Source organism: uncultured Dysgonomonas sp. (assembly GCF_900079725.1).
Taxonomy (GTDB): domain Bacteria; phylum Bacteroidota; class Bacteroidia; order Bacteroidales; family Dysgonomonadaceae; genus Dysgonomonas.
This window is the reverse complement of record NZ_LT599032.1, coordinates 2,030,268-2,052,381: the sequence shown is the minus strand read 5'-3', so window position 1 is coordinate 2,052,381 and position 22,114 is coordinate 2,030,268. Positions and strand designations below refer to the sequence as shown.

Below are 22,114 nucleotides of genomic sequence, written 5' to 3'. Positions count from 1 at the left end.
TTCAAAATTTAAGATTAATTCCAAAATTGAATACCTTGATCAATGGATATGTTTCTCCTCTTGATGTTGACCCCGAATATTCAGGGTCGAAATTTTTAAGTTTAGTGAAAGTAAAGACGTTGTTTCCATTTACGTAGGCTCTGAAGCTTGATATACCCATTTTTGATATCCATTTAGAAGGAAAAGAATATCCAATTTCTATATTCTTCAATCTTAGATAGTCTGCATTATGCAACCAATAGTCGGAAGTAACACTATTGGGGCTTTGAGATCCGTCGCTGCTTAACCTTGGCATCGTTATCTTCTCCCCGTTATCGAAACGTTCCTGATTCCACCTGTTCAGATGTTCGTTGAGGGTCTGCCGCCATTGATTATCGAAAGCCCATCCAATGGAACTTGTTTGCATAAGGGCATTATGTGAAGCACCTTGGAAAAGAATGAATATATCAAAGTTTTTCCATTGGGCTCCTAGTGTTATCCCATAGTTGATTTCTGGGTATGTGCTGTATCCTATTGGTACTACATCATTTTGGTCGATAATACCATCGCCATCGATATCTATATATTTTATATCACCCTGCTGTACTTTATTCCCATAGAAGCTGTTATATGGGCGACTTTCGGTTTCGTAATAATAGTTATATAAACCTGAAGTTTTATAGCCTTTGAGTTGTCCTACCGAAAATCCGGTTTGCATCATCCATGGATACAGGGCGTTAGCCTCATCTTTAAACAATATTTTGTTCTTGGCGTAAGCATAATTGGCTCCTATATAATATGTGAAGTCTCTAACTTTACCATCCCAACGGACGCTGAGTTCGTACCCGTGATTTGTTACTTTTCCCATATTTATAGCAGGAAGGGAGGTCACTCCTACTATAGTAGGGATAGTAGCTCTGTTTATCAATATATTGTCACGGTCTTCTTTAAACAAATCCCCATTGATAGTCAGGTTTTCGGAGAATAAGCGTATATCTGCCCCTATATTTTTTTTGACAGCCTTTTCCCACGTCACATTCGGATTTCCCAGCTTACCCTCTACTGCACCAGAGTATTGTAGTTGATCTACCATGTAAGTCCCAAAATTGTAGGTCGGAGCTGAGGTGTATGAATAGACAGATGGCAAGTAAAGGAATCTGCTGCCTCCTATCTTATCATTCCCGACTTCCCCGTATGATCCCCTTATTTTTATATAATTGATAATTTCGTTCTTAGGGAAGAAAGCCTCTTCTGTAGGTACCCATCCTAACGAATATGCAGGAAATACTCCGAAACGCTTCCCTTCGGGAAAGTTTTCAGAACCATTATAACCGATATTGAATTCGGCGAGGTACTTATTTGCATACGATACTGTGGCGCGTCCTACCAGGCCTTGGAGTCCTTCGGGTACATTATATAAAAGAGTAGGGTTCCGTCTTTTCCGTTGATTGTATAGGAAAAGGCCAGTTACCTTAAATAAACCAAAGGCTCGGTCATAATCTATTGCAGCTTCAAAATAATCTATCCTGTTATTTGTAGTCCCTACATTATAGTTTGTAAATTCTCCAGCAAAATGAGTCTGTATTAATCTATTTTCATTTGTCTCAGGATCTTTATATACACTATATCGGTCAATTTCCTTACTTCTTGTTTCCGATTTAGTATAGTAATTATCATATGCAAACATTGCCCTGATGGACAGGCCTTTAGTCAATTTATCTAATTTATACTTTGCCCCGATATTTAGGTTCAAAGTGTTCGATTTCTGTTTATTTGCGCCGTTTTGCAACAGGAACAAAGCAGGAGAAGATGTCCTTGAGGGAAGAAAACTTCCCATAGGGTCGTTTAAATAGCCACTTACGAGTTTTCCATCATAAATTCCACCACCCGACAGCTGGGTAGTTTGCAGAAAAGAAAGGAATAAGCTTTCTGTATCTTGATTGGGATAATTTGCGTATGATAACTGATTTCCCAGCTTTACACTTATGCTCAAATCTTTGGTTATATCCAAATCTACATTTGCCCTAACGTTATACCTCTCGTAGAGCGGATTCGGGTCAAAACCAATATTGAGATTTTCAATACCCTCCGTGTTATATTGCCCTTCCTGACTCATATAACCCAGCGAAACAAAGTATTTAACCATCTTTGTACCCCCTGTTATGTTTACATTGTGCTGATGCCTGAGTGATGTTTTTTTTATAAAAGTGCTGTAAAGATCCCTTGTTGGAAAAAATATAGGGTCACTTCCATCAAACTTGTCATACATATCGGTGAACACTTTATCCATGCCATCATTTTCAAGTCCCTCATCTTTTAGCCTTGCATAATTACTATTGCTGAGAAAAGCCGGAGAATTGGCCAATTGCTGTATCCCTACATTGGAACTAAAACTGACTACCGGTTTCGATTCTCCTCCTGTTTTGGTACTTATGATGATTACCCCGTTGGCTCCTCTTACCCCATATACGGCTGTTGCAGAGGCGTCTTTCAGCACACTTATGCTTTCTATTTCGTTCATGTCTATAGCATCCATAGATTCCCTTTCTACTCCATCTATAATAATCAGAGGAGAGCTCAATTGATCCGATAATGTTCCAATACCTCTTATCCGCATTGTAGACTGGTCTTTGCCTGGTTCTCCGCTTTTCTGAATCATCGTCAATCCCGGTACTCTACCTGCCAATGCATTGCTGACATTGCTTACCGGAGATTTTATCAATTCATTTGTCGCAACAGTAGTAAGAGCCGCAGTGATACTTTCCTTTTTCTGTATACCATGCCCTACTACCACGACATCGGCAAGTGTCTCTACATTATCAGCCATAACAATATCCAGAATCGGGCTTTCGACTATGATTTCTTGTGTTTTGTAGCCTACGTATGAGCAGATAATAGTTCCACCTCCGGAAATAATAAGATCAAATTTTCCTTCTATATCGGTTACGGTACCATTTTTAAGATTGCCTTTCTCTACTACGGCAACACCAATCAGAGGAATACCTTCAGAATCCTTTATAATTCCCGAAATCTTATGTTTATTGTCCTGTTGGATATTCGGACTTTTTTTGTTCTGAGCCGGCAAATCAGTCGCTAGAAATACTCCGCCCAATACTATCATCCATATCAAATAGACTTTGATACGGGTTTGTTTTCTTTTGTTTTTTGTTGTATTTTTCATAGAAATAGTTCTTCATAAAATCGTATCTTACAGAAGGTGTAGCTACAGACTCTCTTTTTGTTTCGAGATACTGTAATGGTAGTTTCTCAGTGTTTCCGGCAATGCATTTGTGTTGTTTACCGTTGCTCCAAAACCATTATCTTTTTCTGGGAATAATGATCCGTCTTCATCGCAAAGTTTTAAATGAGTTTTCTTTTCCATAATTATATATTTAGTGTTTAAGTAGTATTCCGATTGAGATCGGTCTCTTTTGTGTCTCTGAATCTGAAAATGCGGTGAAATGTAAGGTAGTTTGCATTGTGGTAGTTCATCGCTCCCCCAAATTCATCGGGATATGACGTTCGTGAAGTAAAAATGATATCTTCACCATCGAACTGCCAGTCGACGTATTGAAATCCGACATTCCTTACATCCGAATGTCTGAGTAATATTCTGTTGATTTTCCAGTTACGGATGTTATCAGAACTCATCAATACGAGTACATTTCTTATTCTGGTAGGTCTTATATCAGTATATTCTTCATAGTTGTAATTAGTGAGAGTATAATATTTCTTACTTAGTTCATCATACCTGATTGTAAATTTGCTGGCTCCTCCTGCCATCCTGAAAAATCCGGTATGTGGGTCGAATGAGGCTGTTTTTCCGTCATCAGATATTGAGACCAATGCGGCGTATTGATAACAACCAACAGGGACTTCCACTCTAAGGATATTATGCAGTTTTCCATCAGGTCCGGCAACCGCATTTCCTTCGAGCCAACCTCCGAATTTTCCATCTAAATATGTGCTGTCATATTGCAAAGTATTTGAAGTAGTCCAATTAGAGGCGTCTAATAAGTCTGAACCCATAGGAGCTGAAGTCATCATTGCCTGATATCGCCATTTCCCTTCCGAATTATTACCAGAGAAAGAAGCATCCTCTATTGCCCTCCATATCCGTTCTTTATGAAAAATAACCGGAGTAGGTGCTCCACTGATACGTCTTTCCAGAAGAAGACCATTGGTATCCTTATCGGGGTTTGTCCATGTTTTCCCGTAATCAGTAGATTTACGGATGACTAGTTTGCCGGCGACCTTATCAGGCCCATGTATATATAAATCGCCCTGATAAACAAATACGGAAGACCAAAATTGCCCGGTTATTTTCGACATATAAGCCCAGGTCTTGCCTTTGTCCTCAGATCTGTACACATGCGTAATGTTATTGGTTGTTGGATTTACAACAGTATTCTCATCATGAGATGCTATATAGTTGCCATTGGGCATGATGCAAATACTCGGTGATCCAATAAACTTTTTTTCGCTAGCCGGAATATGAGCAATAACCGTTCCGGGCGCTTTCATTCTGCTGAAAACAACCATTGCTGTTGAAGATTTGATATTGGCGTATGGACTAGATGGGGAGAGGGTAACCGGCAAAATATAACTTTCTAATGCTCCATCCCAATTATTTAATAACGCATTTTTTTTAACAAGAAGTGCTATCGAACATTTTTGTTCTCCCTTCTTAAACAGATATGATCCCGGCAACCTATAGTAATCAGAGGCAAGCAGGGCAGAATATTTGAATATATTTGGTTTCGCATCCAATCTTGCATTCTCAATCTTTCTATCTGAGGAATCAGGATTGATGCTTATATTTACATGGACATCCTCATTTATCTCTCCTGACCTGTATATGTCTACAATAATAGTTGTATCTGCATTTGCTGAATACCAAAGAATTGTTTTTATTTCACAGGAAAGTGTATCAGATAAATAAAAGTCATCTTTATCTAATAAACCATATTTATTATTTGTGCCGGAACATACCGATAATAAAATGATAATCAGTCCTAATAATCCAAATATTCTTGGTCGCATATATGTATATTTTGTTTATAATTTATATATACAAAGCCCATCCGGCTAAAAAATCAGTCGGTTTCGATATGCTCATCTTCACTAATATTCTATATTGAAAAACAATTGGTTACTCTGATTTTAAATGACAGAATAATCTAGAAATAAGCGAACTAATGAACATTTTTTTGTTGTAATTTCAAAAGATATTCAAGAGACTCAATTATATGGGGAAAATATTTGTCTCCTCAAGATTATCTTTTTCATAGTATTTTATATATTAGATTTGTCAGATTGCAATTTCATGCAATCCCTGCTCTATCTTTGCACGGTGTTCTATTCCAAATCTGTTGAAAGGAGGGGCGAGGTAATCGTTGCAAATGCCTAATACGGATAACGCACATTTTACTCCTTTAAGATAACTGGAGCCAAACGCACCTTGTGTATAAATAATCGAGCTGATTTGCATCACTATTTCCTGCAATTTCTTCACTTCATCCAGATCTTTTCTGGAAGCAGCATTGTATAACCTTACGTAAAGTTCAGGGAATATATTTGCTCCTCCGTTAACCCCTCCGCTTGCTCCGGATAGTACGGCTTCTGCTGTCATTTCTTCGGGTCCAACAAATATTGAAAAATCCTTGTGTCCACGCATTTCGTACATTACTGCCTGAAAATATGCCCCGTTGGCAGAACTGTCCTTGAATCCTACTACTTTGGGATTTTGTGCTATCTGTTTTACAGTAGATGGGGCAAAAGAAACCTTGGTATGTATAGGCATATTGTATAAGAAAACAGGCAGAGGTAATTGCTCTACAAGTGCTTCATAAAATTCACCCAACTCCGGCTGCCCGGTGGCATAATAATAAGGAGGGGCCGATACTACAGCTTCTGCACCAGCCTGTTTCGCAATGTGAGACAGGCTGATGCTATCGGAAATTGACGTGTCAGAAATTCCTACCAGCAATGGTAAACGATGCCTCAATATGCGAACAGTTTCTTTTATCATTTTAGCCCGTAAATCAAAGCTTAAACTTTGAGCTTCGCCTGTTGTGCCTAAAATAAAGAGTCCATGTACCCCTCCGGCTATTACATGCTCTATCAACTTCTCAAGACCATTGATGTCTAGTGTATCATTGTCGAGCAGAGGGGTTACCAGTGGCGGAATAATTCCATGATAAGTGGTTTGCATAATAATTTATTTTTTTAATGTGTTCTTAATTATATAGAAATGTCCATCTTCGCCGCCAACAAGAATATCGAAAATCCCGTCTTTATCCCAGTCTACGGGAGTTGGACTTGTATCGTGGCCTGCAAGTTTGTAGTCGGATAGGTCGCCCTTGTTTACAAAATATGCAGTATCGCCAACTTGTCGGATGTTTTCGAACAAACAAACATTTTTGCTATTTACAATAATATCGAGACGGCCATCATTGTTCCAATCGGTCAAGCATAATTTGCGTCTGCCTGAACGACCGGCATCCAATGCGTTAAGCCTTAGATGAAAAGTATTCTTCCCTACCATCTTGTTATTGGGATCATATTCAGAAACATCTTCCATGTAAAAGATTCTCTTGCCGGGCTTTAAATATAAAACTCCGTTTTTGTCGAATCGTTCGTAGTAAGACAAGTATCCTTCCTGATCGAGAACTATCAGGTCTACTAAGCCATCTTTATTCCAATCGATAGCCACAGGTGTAGTTCTCCATTGGGTAACCAATGTATTGGGGTTTGGATTCCACCAGTTCCACACAGGTTTTGGTATGCTTGTCGTATCCCAATCTACCAGAACAGGGTAAGGCCCTTCCAGATTAAGTAAATCTCCGTTATTCTTGTACCATATGATTTCACCGAATATAGAATTAACGATAATATCGGGCTTGCCATCATTATCCCAATCAGCAACAGATAGTGTTGTATACCCCCATTTAGCTTCAGCCGGACCTTGTATCGATCCATTATTCCCAGCCATCAAACGGATTTCTTTTCCTCTTGATTTCAATAAAACAGGAGCATCCCATTTAGGGATATCTTTACCTCCTAAATTTTTGATAAAGGCAATATTCCCTGCTGAGTTACCGCAAATTAGGTCTTCAAGTCCATCTCCATCCCAATCGGCGCTAAATGGGGATACTAATGCTCCAAACTTTAAATAGTATGCTTTCTGTTTAAAATAAACAGGCGGGCAAAATATCGGCATTTTGTTTTTTACTTTGCCTGTGTTTTTTATATAAGCAATCCGTCCGTCTTCATCTCCGACTATTAAATCAATATGGCCATCATTATTGAAATCGACAGCTACAGGAACTATCATTTGTGTGTGCAGCCGCATAGTGTCACCCTTGTTATCCAGCAATATTTGTCCTTTTTCGTATTTAGGGTTCTTTCTTGTTCCAGAGTTTCTGAACCATGTCAACTTATCCAAAAATTCACCGCAAATGATATCCAGATCACCATCTCCATCGAAATCAGCTACATTAGCACCTGGTGCACCATATGTTTCCAACGGGATATCACCAGCCATAATTCGTCCCCTATTCAAGTATTCACCATCTTTGTTCTCAAGTAGATACATATACCCTCGTAATGGGCCATTCAGCCAGACTCCTTCTTTACTGTAGGCATTGTCCCATCCATATTCAGACCAGGTGTCTATTCCTGTAACAATGTCTAGATCCCCGTCACCATCAAAATCGACCATAGACCACATATTACTCCTTGCTTTTTGCATATCATGGCCAGGATATATATCATATTTTATTTTTTGAGGATTATTCATCAAATTATTTTTGAAATCACTATATAGTTTTGCAGGATTCATTACATAAAGCTTTCCGTTGACATACGATGCCTGTGTATTGCCATAAGCCTCTGTGGATATCTGCTGTGGAGCATCAAAAAAAGGATTGTCAGCGGTACCTATATTCTTAAAGAAATATAACCCGCGGAATGGAGTGTCCGGGCAAGAAATTATTATATCCATTACGCCGTCCCCATCGTAATCAACAGGGATCGGAGTTCCCCATAGGCCACCTCCCATGTCGACAGACAGGTCGGGATTGTTGTATTTTACGCGGATGTTTTCTTGCCCGATAATTGAACCCGAATACATCCAAAATAAAAACACTATAAAGAAATTGTGCCTCGAAAATCTATATTTTTGAATGTTTTTCATGTTGTTAGACTTAGCTTTAGGTATTAGTTATATTAAGATTTTAATACAAACATATAAAACTAAAACGTTTTAGCCAAATTATTTTTTGTTTTTAACATTGTTATGTTATATGGGTATAATGAAGAATATTTGCTTCGAAATATAATCATAATAGTAGTTTTTTGTGCACTTTAGTTTAAATAAGGTTGGCTAAATCATTATAGCATAAAAATATTCGGCATATTTCTACATTATTCTATTATAGAAGATAGTAAATATGTATTATACTTTGTTTGCCGCGGATAACAACCTATTTTTACACAAAATATTTTTATCTTTGACCGTTGTTCAACTGCTAAATCGATAAAACAAAGCAAAAACATGGCTCGTGCATCAATTAAACAAATAGCTGAAATTTTAAATATATCACCTTCAACAGTCTCATTTGTATTGAATGGAAAAGAAAGAGAGGTGCGTATAAGTAAAGAGCTGGCAGAAAAGGTGAGGGATACGGCTAAAGCATTGAATTATACGCCTAATATGGCCGCCCGGAGTTTGCGTACAAGGAAGACAAAAACGATTGGGCTGATTGTCGCTGATATATCAAATCCATTTTTTTCTAAAATGGCTCGTCATATAGAAAATATAGCGACAAGAGAGAAATATCAGGTAATTTTTGCCAGTTCGGACGAATCAGATGAAAAATTTGAAAAATTGTGTGATGTCTTTATCGGCAAATCTGTTGATGGTATGATTGTCGTCCCTCCTATGGGAGCTGCTGCAGCTTTAACAAAATTGGCAGAAAATAAAATGCCTCTGGTAGTGATAGACCGAGAAACCGAGCAAGTTCCATTAAATACTGTAATGATGGATAACTTTAAAGCTGGCTATTTATTGGTTGAACGTTTGATAAATGAAGGATGCCGCAAAATTGGTTTAATCGGTCATAACAAGAATTTTACAAATGTAATTTCACGATATGAGGGATATAAAGAAGCTTTAAGCAAATATGGAATAAAAACTGCTGACGATCTTGTACAGTTTGTGGGCTTAGATGATTTTGAACAAAATATAGATAATGCACTGGATATTTTATTGGAAAACAGTATTGATTCTATATTCTTCGCTACGAGTAAAACAGGGAGGCAGTCCTTGGTATCGTTGAAATCCCGTAAGGTCTTAGAAAAATTGAAATATGCCAGTATCGATTTATTCGAAGAGTGTAAATTCTCTTATATTAGTCTTTTCGCGATAGAGCAACCTCTCGATATTATGTGTGAAAAAGCCTTAATGCTATTATTCGATCAAATAACTGATTCTAAATATCAGATGATCGAAACAATAACATTACACCCTCCTGCAATAAAAAAACTTGATTAATTATTCCTCTATATTGATGAAAATCGCCTCGGATATTGGGTGAAAAGAAAAAGTACTCAGCCATAAATATCAGATGTGAAAAATCTAATAATTGCTTAGTTTCTATTAAAGAGACTTTATAGGCGGATTGATCTCCGTTAGTTGTATATCACGATATAAGCATTCAGGTATGTTGCTAAGGACAACCAAAGAATATAAGGAATAAACAATATTCCACTCACCTTCTGCACAGGATAACATTTGAAAGCGTAGTATAAAACAGCCAGATCCAACAAGATAATATTGATAAAACCTAAAAGAGGATTTTGCAGATAGAAGAATGAAATGCTCCATGTAAAATTAAGGAACAACTGAACCGCAAATAATGAGGTGAGAAATTTCTTGTTCCTTTCTTTTGAGTTCAATATCAGCCCAATAGAAATGCCAATACATAGGTATATTATACTCCAAGCAATAGGAAAAGCTATATTGGGCGGAGTTATTTCCGGTTTATTCAATGTCGGATACCATGTCTGTATAGATTCCGTCTGAAAATAACTGGCTGTGAATCCGACAAAGAAACAGATAATTACAGGAAGTGATATGTATAAAATTTTTCTCATATGAATATTAATTCTTGTTATTACTGTTATGTTATGATCTCCCAATGCTCAACTTCTCCTTCTATTGTTTCAAATAAAGGATGCGGTTTTAACTCAGTCAATGCAGGTAACTTCTCTAAAAGCTCCAGACTTCGTTTTTGAAGTTTTCGCCTCAGATGCTCGTATTCATATTCCAATTGCCCTTTAGTTACAGGGATGGGAGAAAAATTCTCAATCATACGAATCTTTTCTTTACTGTATGAAAAATTCCTTCTCATAGCTTCTTTGTATACTTCGGTAAGGAAAGCATCGATGTAAAAATTCGGATCAGGGCTATTCTTAAAACGAATCAGCTGAGGATGATTCGTATATCCCTTTGTATTGCCCAAGAGTACATTCTTAGCCAATAACCCTTCACGCCAGCAGGCATTAAGCCCTGCCGAGTCAAGATACTGAGGATGTAAAGACCATAACCGCATGTATTATTTTGCTAAGAGTTTTTCGATAGTCCCGGCAATCTTTGACGGATTAGTTATCGGAGCATAGCGATCGATGACATTTCCTTCTCTGTCGATCAGGAACTTAGTAAAGTTCCATTTTATAGAATCCCCTAGGATGCCTTTGCTATTTTGCTTCAGGTATTTATAAAGAGGATCGGCATTATCTCCGTTTACCTCAATCTTACCAAATGTGGTAAATGTCGTTTTATACTTCATTTCGCAAAAGGAGGTAATTTCATCATTTGTTCCGGGAGCCTGCTTCCCAAACTGATTGCACGGAAAATCCAATATTTCAAAGCCCTTATCCTTGTATTTAAGGTATAGATCCTGTAAATCTTTATATTGTGGGGTGAAGCCACATGCTGTAGCGGTATTAACAATAAGTAGCACCTTTCCTTTATAGTTGGATAACGGAATATCATTGCCTTTGCTATCCTTTACGGTAAAATCATATATACTCATAATACTTGTTTTACCATATACAACAATCTCAAACGATTTTAGATTAGACTGTGGTGATTTTTATTGAAATATCCTTTACTCGTTTCATGCATAAACTTTCAACATTTCAATAATAAAACAACAATTGCGATCAGAGCAGGCAAGGCTTGCTTGAAGAAAATTGATTTTTGAGCAGAGATCGCTCCATAAATGCCTGCAATAGCTACACAGCTAAGAAAGAATAATGCTATATTTTGGCTCCAACCGGGATTCTCGATCAACAGAGCCCAGATAAGTCCGGCAGCCAAAAAGCCATTGTACAAACCTTGATTTGCTGCTAAACCTTTAGTCTTCTCGAATAATTCATCCGGTATACTTTTGAATGTCTTGCGCCCTTTTGTTGTCCATGCAAACATTTCAAGCCAAAGGATATAGATATGTTCAAGAGCGACAAACCCTATTAATATTTTAGATAATATTTCCATCAGTTTTGTTTTTTAAATATTACTATACGAAGTTATATATTTAGGGAATACAATGTTTTCTCAAAAGATTTATTTTACAAGATGATTCTTACAATCTTTGTCTTTTTTCATTTCTTTTTTCTGATTTTTCTTTTCATTTTATGTTAAATAGTAAAAATGCTATCGGTCGAATAGCTATAAATAATGATATTTTATATTATAAATCGCAATTTCTAGGTATTTATATAGATAAAAGAAAGAACGAATTTTGCATGGTGTTTTAATTTTTGTGAAAATAACAATAAAAAAATGAATAAGATAAAGATTAAGAATATCCAAAATATTTGGATTAAATTAAACTCTCCATTCAAAATCATAGCTTCCATTCTCTTCCTCTTTTTCTCTTGCATATCTTTTGCTAATGCTCAAAGTCCGAAATATAGTATTTCCGGAAAAATTCTCGAGGAAAGTGACCAAAAAAAATTGGTAGGGATGGAATATGTAACGGTTTCTATTCCTGAATATGCGATGGGGACAGTAACTAATGAGGATGGATATTTTGCCATGCAGAATATTCCTTCCGGAAAAGTAAGATTTAGAGCCAAGTACGTAGGTATGCTCGAGATTGACACATTGCTCGACGTCAATAAAGATATTTCATTATCATTTACATTGAAAAAAGAGAACTTCAGATTATCGACAGTAGTTGTTACTGCCACTAATAACAAAGCCGGACAATCTACAGCATCTTTCATATCCCGTAACGCGATTGATCACCTTCAGGCAACTAACTTATCAGATATTGCATCATTACTGCCGGGAGGTCTGACATCTAATCCTGATCTGACAAATGCTAAGCAGATTAAAATTAGAGAAGTCTCGGCCGATAACTTGGGAGTTTCTATGATGAATACTTTTGGTTTATCTATTATCAAAGATGGCTCACCTATCTCTAATAATGCTAATTTGCAGTTAATGAGTCCTTCTGTAGCCGGAGCAACAACAACTTTAGCCGGTGGTAGTCCTCCAACCGGCGGAACGGATCTACGGCTGATTTCTACTGATAATATAGAATCGGTAGAGATCATAAGGGGTATTCCTTCTGTACAATATGGCGACCTCACCTCCGGTGCTGTTATTATAAATTCAAAAGCAGGTTATCAACCTCTACGAGTTGCAGCCAAGACCAATTCAAATGTTTATCAATTTTCTGCTGCATCAGGATTCAATCTGGGAGGTAATAAAGGTGCATTAAATGTAAGTGGAGATTATGCGCATAACACCAATGATCCTACAGAATCATATCAAACTTACGAACGTAGTAATATTAAAGTTCTTTATTCTAATCGGTTCTTTGATAGATTGTTTACAAATACATCAATTGATTTTGTTTATGGTGCTGATAGAAGAAGGCAGAATCCCGACGATGAAATAACCAAGTTGCATCAAAAAGGAGATAACATTGGCGGGACCCTTAATACGAATGGTATCTTACGGATCGCTACCCCTTGGTTGTCGAATATACGATATGTTGTATCTGCCTCTTATACATCCAAAAAGAGTTATATGTCCCAATTGTATACAAATGCGACATCTCCCTATTCGATGACGACAAATGACGGAACTGTTTTGTCTAACAGACCCGGAGTCGATATTTTTGACAATAATGGTAATAAAATTACAAACTTCAGTAATGCCGATGCTAATTTATATGCAGTACAACTGCCTGCTAGTTATGAGGGTAGATATGATATAGAAGGAAAAGAAGTGAATGTGTTTGCTAAACTGATGGGTACTCTCTTTAAGCGATTGGGAAATACAAACCATACTATCTTAGTCGGGGCTGATTTCAAAACTGACGGAAATGAAGGAGCTGGTAAAACTTTTAGCCAGACAGAGCCTCCTTATAGGAATCTAAGTGCTCCAAATGCCTCTTTCCGACCAAGAAGTTATAAAGATATTCCCTATGTTAAACAATTAGGCTTATTTGCCGAAGAAAATTTTAGATACAGCTTTGGAAACCACAAACTTCAGATAACCGGAGGACTCAGATATGATAAAATATCGGTAGTAAAAGAAGTTTTCTCTCCCCGGGTAAATGCTTCTTTCGAAATAATTCCTCAAAAACTCTCTATCCGGGGAGGATATGGGGTAACAGCAAAAGCCCCGAGCACCCTGTTTCTATATCCCGAATTAGCATATTTTGAATATGTAAATATGGATGAGTTAAGCAATGAGGCTATCCCTGAAAGTGAAAGATTATATATTACAACTACGCGCGTATTCGATACGCAGAATAAAAACCTGAAAATAGCTAAAAGTAAAAAAGCTGAGGTCGGTTTTGACTTAAATATAAAGCAAGCTACCTTATCAGTAACCGGCTTCATTGACAGACTACAAGATGGTTACTCCATGTCTCCAACAATAAATAGTTTCAAACCGGTCACCTATTATGCTTACCAAAGGATTAATGACGAGATTGTACAAACAGAGGCCTTACCTGTTTTAGCAAAATATTATACACCGACTAATAATATACAATCTAAAGCTAAAGGAGTTGAATTTGATCTGAACTTGGGACGTTTTGATGCTATCAGGACTGCATTTTCTATAAATGGTATGTGGATCAGGAATCAAAGTTATTCGAGCGATTATACCTTTTTTGATGGTAATAGCGGAACGGGTGAGAAAAACCGGACTCATATAGCATTGTATGAGAAAGGAATGGAAAAGAATAACTACCAGCGATTTACTACTACATTGAGAGCCACGCACAATATTCCTGAAATAGGTTTTGTAGTTACTCTGACAGCGCAGGCTATCTGGAACGAATCGCAATGGTACAATTACGGAAACGACTCTATTCCCGTAAAATATATATCGAAGAATGATGGATTAGTATATGATTTTGATCCGGGTAGGAAAGATGAAGCTGAATTTAAGCCATTAATCCGACAGGTTAATGATAAATACTATATCAGAGAGAATTATCCTCCTGCATATACATTTAATATAAATGTAACGAAGGAATTAGGCAATTATATGCGGGTCTCATTCTTTGCCAATAATATGTTTCGAACTTATTACAAAATTAGATCTAACCGGGAACCTAGTACTTACAGGAATAGGAAACAACAGCAACAGTTCTTTTTTGGTATGGAACTATCTCTAACATTGTAAAAGTAATATAAACCAGTAATAAGAAGATGAAAACAAAAAACATACTAGCATATATCCTGTTATTTAGCTCGCTTTTATTTATGGCATGCAATTCTTTTGAAGAAGCATCCGATGCAGGGGAAGTTAGCGAAATAGATGTGAAGATTAGTGTACAGTCCTTAGTTCCCGGAGTAACTTCATACGAAGGTTTTACTATTACATTTAAAAATGTAAAATACGGTACTGTCTATACCTCCGAACTTAATGAAAGTTCAATAACGCAATTGAAAGTTATTCCGGGCATTTATCAGATTGACGTAAGCGGAGAGTTTATCGATGATTCCCATGATACTTATTTATTGAATGGAAATAAAGTAAACTTCCCGGTTGTTGAAGACGGAGCTACGATAGATATAACTGTAAATGGATTGCGTAAGAATGATTTGATGTTTAAGGAAATATTCTATGCAGGTACTGCAAATTTCTATTTTAGAAATCAATTTTACGAAATATATAACAACTCTGAAGATCAGATAATATATCTCGATGGAGTCCACTTTGCCAATTTAGCCCCACTTACAGCTACAACAAAACTTCCTCTATGGCCGGAAGAAGATGGAGATAGATATGTGTATGCAGAACGTGTATGGAAATTTCCCGGAAATGGGACAGATTACCCTCTGGCACCGGGAGAATCGTGTGTTATTTCTCAGTTTGCTGCTAACCACCAGCTGCCTCAGTATAATCCGAACTCCCCGATAAATGGATTTTCCTCTGAATTTGAGTTCAATATGGATAACGCGAATTATCCGGATCAGCCAGCCATAGATATGACGCATGTATTCTATGACGGATTAGAGACAAAAGGAAGTTTACCTCAATATTTGACATCTGTCTTTGGAGGAGCATACGTTATTTTTAAACCTCTTGCGGGGGATGTTTACGACCCTGTAAATGATCTGTCTATGCGAACCAAGGATTTATCTGTCACGGCGACCAAATTGTATGCCAAAATTCCGATAACCTATGTTATAGATGCAGTAGAAGCAGGACATAATGAGAGTATGTTGACAGCTAAACGTGTTCCGGCAGCGCTAGACAAAGGTATGACATATGTTGGGGCTACGTATAATTCACAGGGAGTGGCTCGTAAAAAAATAGGAGAGCATAAAGATGGGACACCTATTTTGCAAGACCTCAATAATAGTACAGAGGACTTCGATAGAGGAGTGGTTCCTGAATTCAGACGTTATGGATCAAAGATGCCAAGTTGGAATCATACGTTGACCAATAAATAAAGATTGAAGATTAAAAAAGAAAAAGATGAAGAATATTAAACAACTTGTTTCGGCAATTATCCTATTTGCATTCTCAATGGTTGCGTACGGACAAGATAAAATAAACACTCCTGCTGCATTTGAAACATTCAAGGATAGAAGCCAATGGATGTATACAAATAATGCCGCCGGTTTGTTACTGGATAAACCGATAGATTACGCGGAGGTAAAATTCTCATACGATTCTCATTCGGGTGGTTTCCATCGTCCACAAACAGGAGAGAAAATCAATGATCTCAAGTTTGATGTTGAAGGAGCTGTATTTGTGGGAAATGTATATGCTTGGGGTAAGTTTAACTATACTCGTTCTAATATTAAAGATGCCCTATTTAATGCTTCTATTATTGATCCGTACCGCGATATGCCATATATGGTTGCAGATACTAATATGAGTAAGTGGAACAATCAGATCTACGATTTACAATTTAAAGTGGTGACACCTAAAATATGGAATAGATTGTCCCTGGGGCTAGAAGGTAGCTACAATGCAGCTAGTGGAGCCAAGCAACGGGATATTCGCACCGAAAACTACTTCTATATATTACAGGTGAAACCGGGAGTTGTATACTCTATCAATAATAACCATCACGTAGGTGCAAATTTTGATTTCCAAACATTAAAGGAAGAGTCGAATATGTCCAATGTGAATGTCTATGTAGATCAGAACTACTATGCTTTGTATGGATTGGGGACAGCTACCAGGGGACTGGGATCCGGGCGCACAACAAATTATGAGGGAAATGGCGTTGGGGGAGGATTTCAGTATAATTATCAGGGATTCTTCAATTTGCTATTTTCATCAAATTATAATTATAAAGTAGAGGATGTAAAAATATCATTTACATCGCCTGAACAAAATGCAACAGTCAAGAGTAAAATATGGAGTGGTAAGTTGCAATTGAATAAACGGCTCAATAAAACCACTCACTATTTAACCCTGAATTATGCAGATAAGAAAATAGACGGAATTGAAGCTATAACACAATATGATAATACTGAGAATCAGAGTGGATATATAACTATATATAAAGATATACGCTCAAAGTATAAGCTTCAACAAGCATCGCTCGATTATGATTTTACAATTGACCGAGACTTGGAATATAATTGGAAATTCGGAATTGGAGTGAAATATACAAACAAAGAAGATGTCTATCTTACTCCGCGATCTGAAAAAAATGCCGAAAATCTTATTGTTCAATTCAGAATAAAAAAGAATTTTATTCTTTCAGATGATGTATTAAAGAGAAGAGTGTTACTGGGTGCTGACTATAGTTATAATAACAATCTGTCGGGAGGATACAGTTACAATGGCAGCCATCCTGAATATATAGTTGTTACCCAATTTGAACAGACTGATACAGATTATCTTAATTCCAACTTTTATTCCTTGGGCGCAAATCTAACATATTCACAAAAGATAAAAGGAGATATGCTCGCCAATTTGTTTGCTAAGGCTGAATTTAGATATACGAAAGCTACTTCTTATGAGTTTGGTAATCGAAATCGATTACAAATATCAATAGGATGTAATTTCTAAATAATTCAGTAAAGGAAATGAAGAAATCACTTCATTTCCTTTACTTCATTTATAAAGATCAAAAAAACTAAAATAGAGATGAAAAAAACTTATTTGTTATTGGCCATTAGTTTGCTATTATCCAGCATAGTATGCGGGCAAAGCATTGTGAAGCCATCAATTAATACGAAGACAACTTTTGCAATAATAATTGATAGTAAAAGCTATGCAGAAGCTAAAAAAGAAGTAGACGAATATAAGAAGATCATCGAGAATGATGGATTAGGTACATATATAATATCTCATACATGGACCAAGCCTGATGAGATACGCGAGATATTAATCAAACTATATAATGATAAAAAAGCACCACTGGAGGGTACTGTTCTGGTTGGAGATATTCCAATTGCGATGCTACGCGATGCCCAGCATTTAACCTCAGCATTCAAAATGGACCAGAAACGAAACTGGCAACAGTCGAGTGTGCCTTCTGACAGGTTTTACGATGATTTTGATTTAAAATTCGATTATCTAAAACAAGATTCGATAAAACCTTTATACTTTTATTACTCACTTCGGGCAGACTCGGAACAAGTACTTTCTTCTAATATTTATTCAGCACGAATAAAACCTCTTGAAAACGGTAAAACGGATAAATACAGCCAGTTGCGAGCCTATCTACAAAAAGTAGTAGATATACGTTCTTCTGAAAAAAGTAATATTATCGATAATCTGACTGTAGCACGAGGACATGGATACAATTCAGAGTCGAGAGTAGCATGGTCCGGAGAGCAACTTGCACTAAAGGAGCAATTCCCTAATTTATTTGCTGCAAATAATTTTGTGAAATTCATGGAGTTCGATTCTTATTGGCCAATGAAAGCTTATTGGCTGAATGAGGTTCAACGCCCTGATTTAGATGTAATGTTATTTCATCATCATGGATCGAATGATTATCAGTATATAAACGGATATAAAGAGGGAAGCGATGTAAATACATCTAAAGAAAACATAAAACTGTATCTACGAAGTAAAATCTCCGGAGCTGTAAAAAAAGGAAAGGATAAAGAAGAGACAATTGAGTATTATATGAAATCGTTAGATGTTCCCCGGTCTTGGTGCGAGGAGGCATTTGATCCGGCAATACTTGCCCAGGATTCCATATTGAATGATTCTCTGGATATTCTGGTAAGGGATATTTATAAAATAACACCTAATGCACGTTTTGTGATGTTTGATGCCTGCTACAACGGGTCGTTCTATGAGGATGAATACATTGCCGGCGCATATTTATTTAATAGTGGTAAAACCATCGTTACACAAGGAAATACAGTAAATACTATTCAGGATAAATGGCCTGATGAATTTTTAGGCTTACTAAACAGTGGTATTCGCATCGGATTATGGGGGAAATATGTCCATTTTCTTGAAACACATATCATCGGAGATCCAACGTATCATTTTGCGAAGAATCTGAATTCGAATTTGAATATCAATGAAGCGCTTACAATCCATAAGAATGATATCGCATACTGGAAGGAAGCATTATCGGAAGCAGATGCAGATATACAAACAATAGCACTACGTGTCCTTTTTGATAACGATTACAGAAACATTTCAGATCTGTTGAAACAGACTTATTTCCAATCTCAGGATATGGTTGTAAGACTTGAAGCCTTACAGTTATTATCGAGAATAGACAATGATGATTTTATTGAGGTTTTAGCTGCTGCCATGTCCGACAGCTACGAACTAACCCGCCGTTACGCAGCAGAATATATTGTAAAGAACGGGTCGGAAAAGCTAATTCCATCTCTTGCGAAAGCTATATTGAACGATAATACTTCAAAACGTATAAACTTTAAAATTTCATCGGGGCTAAGAATGGTCAATCTCGAGAAACTGAAAGCAGAATTAGAATTACAAGCTGCAGGAAGACCATTTTACAGCCGTGATATGCTGGACAAAACGCTGAAAGATATAGAATCTGCACAGAAAAGTAAGAATAGTAGCCTTTCATTGATTACCAACACGGAGGAAAAGGCGAAGAACAGAATCTTTGATATAACAAGATTTCGTAACCAGCCCGCATCGGATGGTATAGATACGCTATTGTCAATTGCTGCTGATACTGCGAACGAAAAAGCAATCCGTTCTGTAACGATAGAAGCACTGGGATGGTTTAACTACTCATATAGAAAAGGATATCTTATTAAAAAGTTAAACGAAATTTTGTCTACTGAAAAAGACAGCGATTTAATCAATGAAACAACTAAAAGTATAAACAGACTAAAATCTAAATAAAAATGAAATATATCACAATATCTTTATTGACATTGCTTGTTACCATATTTGTAGGATGTAGTTCACAAAGAGTAAAGCCATTGGCAAATATAGTTTTCGATTCTTACGAACAACATTTTATAGATTCAGTTTTACAGGTTGGTCTTGACAATGAGGCTTTGTTTACATTGTTAGGGGATCTAAAGCCAATGAGCTCGTTGGTTACATTCAATTATCCGATAGCGAATAATGATAGTACAAAGGTCTCAAGTTCTAAAATATTGGACAGATCTATTCATGGAAAATATCTGGATCGGTTATACGCGATTGTGAAAGCTATAAACAAATCGAGCATCCCTGATCTTCAATTAGTGCTTATTCCATATCAAAGCCCTCAGAAGAAAAATAGAATATTGCAATTGAGTGTTGTTAGAAAAAGTTCACTGGACAGCTTATTGAAAGCTAAAGAAGAATTTTTTGGCCAGTTTGGATTAGTACCGGGGACTGATCCTAATGTAGTTGTCAGTACAATTGAATGCAGTGACAAATTTGAGCGTTGGAGAGGATACGGCTATCTTTTTGGCTATCCCGATTATGCTGTAGACTTCTTTATTAATGCATTTTTGGAAACTGAATCCACTGGTAAATTTGTGGAAAGAAACGCATTCAGAATACCTACATATTCTATGCCCGAAATGGGGAACTTTGTCTATACTTATCCCAAAGACCATGTTCCTACAGCGGAAGTCGATTCGGTTATTTACTATAAAGGTGTGCATATTCTGGATAATTATAAGACATTGCGTAATAAATATCTGAATGCAGACAGCACTGTACAATCTTTCAAATTACTTCAGGATTTTCATAGATCATCAAAATAAATAGACGTTTGATTTTTGATGAACAAAGAGAAGATAACTAAGATCAGTGCTTACACTGGTATATCGCTAGTTGTAGCGAATATGATTGGAACCGGGGCCTTTACAAGTCTCGGGTTTCAACTCGAAAGTATAACAAATACAGCCTCAATTATTACCTTATGGATACTTGGCGGCATATTGGCATTATGTGGAGCATTTAGTTATGCCGAGGTTGGAACTTTTTTTAAGAAATCGGGAGGTGAGTATACTTTTCTTTCCGGCATATATCATCCTGTAATAGGATATTTGTCCGGGTGGATATCGTTAACTGTAGGTTTTGCTGCTCCCATAGCATTGTCCGCTTTAGCTTTTACTGAATATTTTCCTGTCAAAACCGGGTATCCCCAAATAATCTGTATTGCTCTCATTGCAATAATAACATTAATACATAGTCGTAATCTAAATTCAAGTTCTAAGTTTCAGAATATAACTACTTTTTTTAAGGTATTTCTGATTCTGGTTATTATACTGGTAGGAGTAATAGTCCCAACCGAACCTAATAGTGCGATTAGTTTTGAATCGCCGTATGTGAATGAAATTACATCTGCGACATTTGCTGTTTCATTTATATATGTTACTTATTCTTATTCAGGATGGAATGCTGCTGCATATATAACTGAAGAATTTAAAAACCCTCAGAGATCTCTACCTATTGCATTGATTGGAGGAACTTTGATTGTTACAATCTTATATACGTTACTACAGATTACTTTCCTTAGTCATGTACCCTTATCGGAATTAGTGGGTAAATTGAATATTGGAACTATTGCCAGTGAATATATGCTAGGACCCGGATTTGCGAAAATGTTCAGCACGGGAATTTCACTATTGCTTATTTCCGGTATTAGTGCTATGGTATGGGTTGGGCCCAGAGTTACAGCAAGTATATCAGAAAGACATCATCTATGGCGGTATTTTAAAAATAACTCAAAAGGAATTCCTGTAAAAGCGTTATGGTTGCAGTTCGCTATTAGTTCTATATTAATTATTACCGGAACATTTAATCAGATAATGATTTACTGTGGCATTTTGTTGACCTTTTCTTCTTTATTGGTTATTGTGGGAGTATTTATTTTAAGATATCGGAATAGGGGAAAGATTATTGAAGGTTATAAGAGCCCGTTTTTTCCGTTTTTCCAAATTATATTTGCAATAGTGGCTATCTGGATGATTATATTTGCTTTCCTTAATAATACTTATGAGAGTTTAGCCGGATTGATGAATGTTATATTGGGATTGATAACTTATTTTTTTAATTCTAAAAAATACTCGAATAAAATATAATCGGGAATCCTTCATAATAATATTACCAGGCTGTAACATTGTGAGTTAAGCTATAAAAAAGAGGCTCAATACAACGATGTATTGAGCCTCT

The 22,114-nt window shown here is 36.7% G+C and carries 16 protein-coding genes; 7 read left to right on the top strand and 9 right to left on the bottom strand.

Going from position 1 to position 22,114, the window contains the following annotated elements; genetic code table 11:
* Position 1: 1 nt before the first annotated feature.
* The 5 genes from QZL88_RS08680 to QZL88_RS08660 all read right to left on the bottom strand — a co-directional run bounded on the left by QZL88_RS08680 (position 2) and on the right by QZL88_RS08660 (position 8,176).
* Positions 2-3,160, bottom strand: coding sequence for a TonB-dependent receptor (locus QZL88_RS08680; RefSeq protein WP_296940154.1), 3,159 nt, complete (start codon positions 3,158-3,160; stop codon positions 2-4).
* A 42-nt stretch (positions 3,161-3,202) separates the two neighbouring features.
* Complete coding sequence (locus tag QZL88_RS08675; protein WP_296940152.1) at positions 3,203-3,361, bottom strand: hypothetical protein; 159 nt, start codon at positions 3,359-3,361, stop codon at positions 3,203-3,205.
* 17 nt (positions 3,362-3,378) lie between these two features.
* Entirely contained in the window at positions 3,379-5,022 is a 1,644-nt protein-coding gene (locus QZL88_RS08670) for a DUF1735 domain-containing protein (RefSeq protein ID WP_296940151.1), read from the bottom strand.
* A 268-nt stretch (positions 5,023-5,290) separates the two neighbouring features.
* Entirely contained in the window at positions 5,291-6,193 is a 903-nt protein-coding gene (locus QZL88_RS08665) for a dihydrodipicolinate synthase family protein (protein WP_296940149.1), read from the bottom strand.
* Positions 6,194-6,199: 6 nt separating this feature from the next.
* Positions 6,200-8,176 carry a VCBS repeat-containing protein gene (locus QZL88_RS08660; protein WP_296940148.1) on the bottom strand — a complete coding sequence of 659 codons (1,977 nt, stop codon included), beginning with the start codon at positions 8,174-8,176 and terminating at the stop codon, positions 6,200-6,202.
* Positions 8,177-8,536: 360 nt separating this feature from the next.
* Here QZL88_RS08660 and QZL88_RS08655 point away from each other — a divergent pair, with 360 nt between their 5' ends.
* On the top strand, positions 8,537-9,535 hold the full coding sequence (locus QZL88_RS08655) for a LacI family DNA-binding transcriptional regulator (protein WP_296940146.1): 999 nt from the start codon (positions 8,537-8,539) through the stop codon (positions 9,533-9,535).
* A gap of 137 nt (positions 9,536-9,672) precedes the next feature.
* Here the strand turns inward: QZL88_RS08655 and QZL88_RS08650 are convergent, their stop codons facing one another.
* The 4 genes from QZL88_RS08650 to QZL88_RS08635 all read right to left on the bottom strand — a co-directional run bounded on the left by QZL88_RS08650 (position 9,673) and on the right by QZL88_RS08635 (position 11,542).
* Positions 9,673-10,137: a TspO/MBR family protein gene (locus QZL88_RS08650; protein WP_296940144.1), complete on the bottom strand. Its 465-nt coding sequence runs from the start codon at positions 10,135-10,137 to the stop codon at positions 9,673-9,675.
* Positions 10,138-10,163: 26 nt separating this feature from the next.
* The gene (locus QZL88_RS08645; RefSeq protein WP_296940142.1) at positions 10,164-10,595 is read right to left on the bottom strand and encodes a pyrimidine dimer DNA glycosylase/endonuclease V; all 432 of its coding nucleotides are present in this window, start codon (positions 10,593-10,595) and stop codon (positions 10,164-10,166) included.
* 3 nt (positions 10,596-10,598) lie between these two features.
* On the bottom strand, positions 10,599-11,078 hold the full coding sequence (locus tag QZL88_RS08640; RefSeq protein ID WP_296940139.1) for a glutathione peroxidase: 480 nt from the start codon (positions 11,076-11,078) through the stop codon (positions 10,599-10,601).
* Between the two features lie 98 nt (positions 11,079-11,176).
* Positions 11,177-11,542 carry a DUF1304 domain-containing protein gene (locus QZL88_RS08635; RefSeq protein ID WP_296940137.1) on the bottom strand — a complete coding sequence of 122 codons (366 nt, stop codon included), beginning with the start codon at positions 11,540-11,542 and terminating at the stop codon, positions 11,177-11,179.
* A 288-nt stretch (positions 11,543-11,830) separates the two neighbouring features.
* Between QZL88_RS08635 and QZL88_RS08630 the strand changes: the two genes are divergently transcribed.
* The 6 genes from QZL88_RS08630 to QZL88_RS08605 all read left to right on the top strand — a co-directional run bounded on the left by QZL88_RS08630 (position 11,831) and on the right by QZL88_RS08605 (position 22,023).
* Entirely contained in the window at positions 11,831-14,701 is a 2,871-nt protein-coding gene (locus tag QZL88_RS08630; RefSeq protein ID WP_296940135.1) for a TonB-dependent receptor, read from the top strand.
* A 26-nt stretch (positions 14,702-14,727) separates the two neighbouring features.
* Positions 14,728-15,978: a DUF4876 domain-containing protein gene (locus tag QZL88_RS08625; RefSeq protein WP_296940133.1), complete on the top strand. Its 1,251-nt coding sequence runs from the start codon at positions 14,728-14,730 to the stop codon at positions 15,976-15,978.
* A gap of 25 nt (positions 15,979-16,003) precedes the next feature.
* Entirely contained in the window at positions 16,004-17,557 is a 1,554-nt protein-coding gene (locus QZL88_RS08620) for a DUF6850 family outer membrane beta-barrel protein (protein WP_296940131.1), read from the top strand.
* 78 nt (positions 17,558-17,635) lie between these two features.
* A complete protein-coding gene (locus QZL88_RS08615; protein WP_296940129.1) occupies positions 17,636-19,840 on the top strand; it encodes a HEAT repeat domain-containing protein in 2,205 nt (734 codons plus the stop codon).
* Between the two features lie 2 nt (positions 19,841-19,842).
* Positions 19,843-20,700 (top strand): hypothetical protein, encoded by an 858-nt coding sequence (locus QZL88_RS08610; RefSeq protein ID WP_296940127.1) that lies wholly within the window; start codon positions 19,843-19,845, stop codon positions 20,698-20,700.
* A gap of 18 nt (positions 20,701-20,718) precedes the next feature.
* Positions 20,719-22,023, top strand: a complete 1,305-nt coding sequence (locus QZL88_RS08605) for an amino acid permease (RefSeq protein WP_296940124.1) — start codon at positions 20,719-20,721, stop codon at positions 22,021-22,023.
* Positions 22,024-22,114 lie beyond the last annotated feature (91 nt).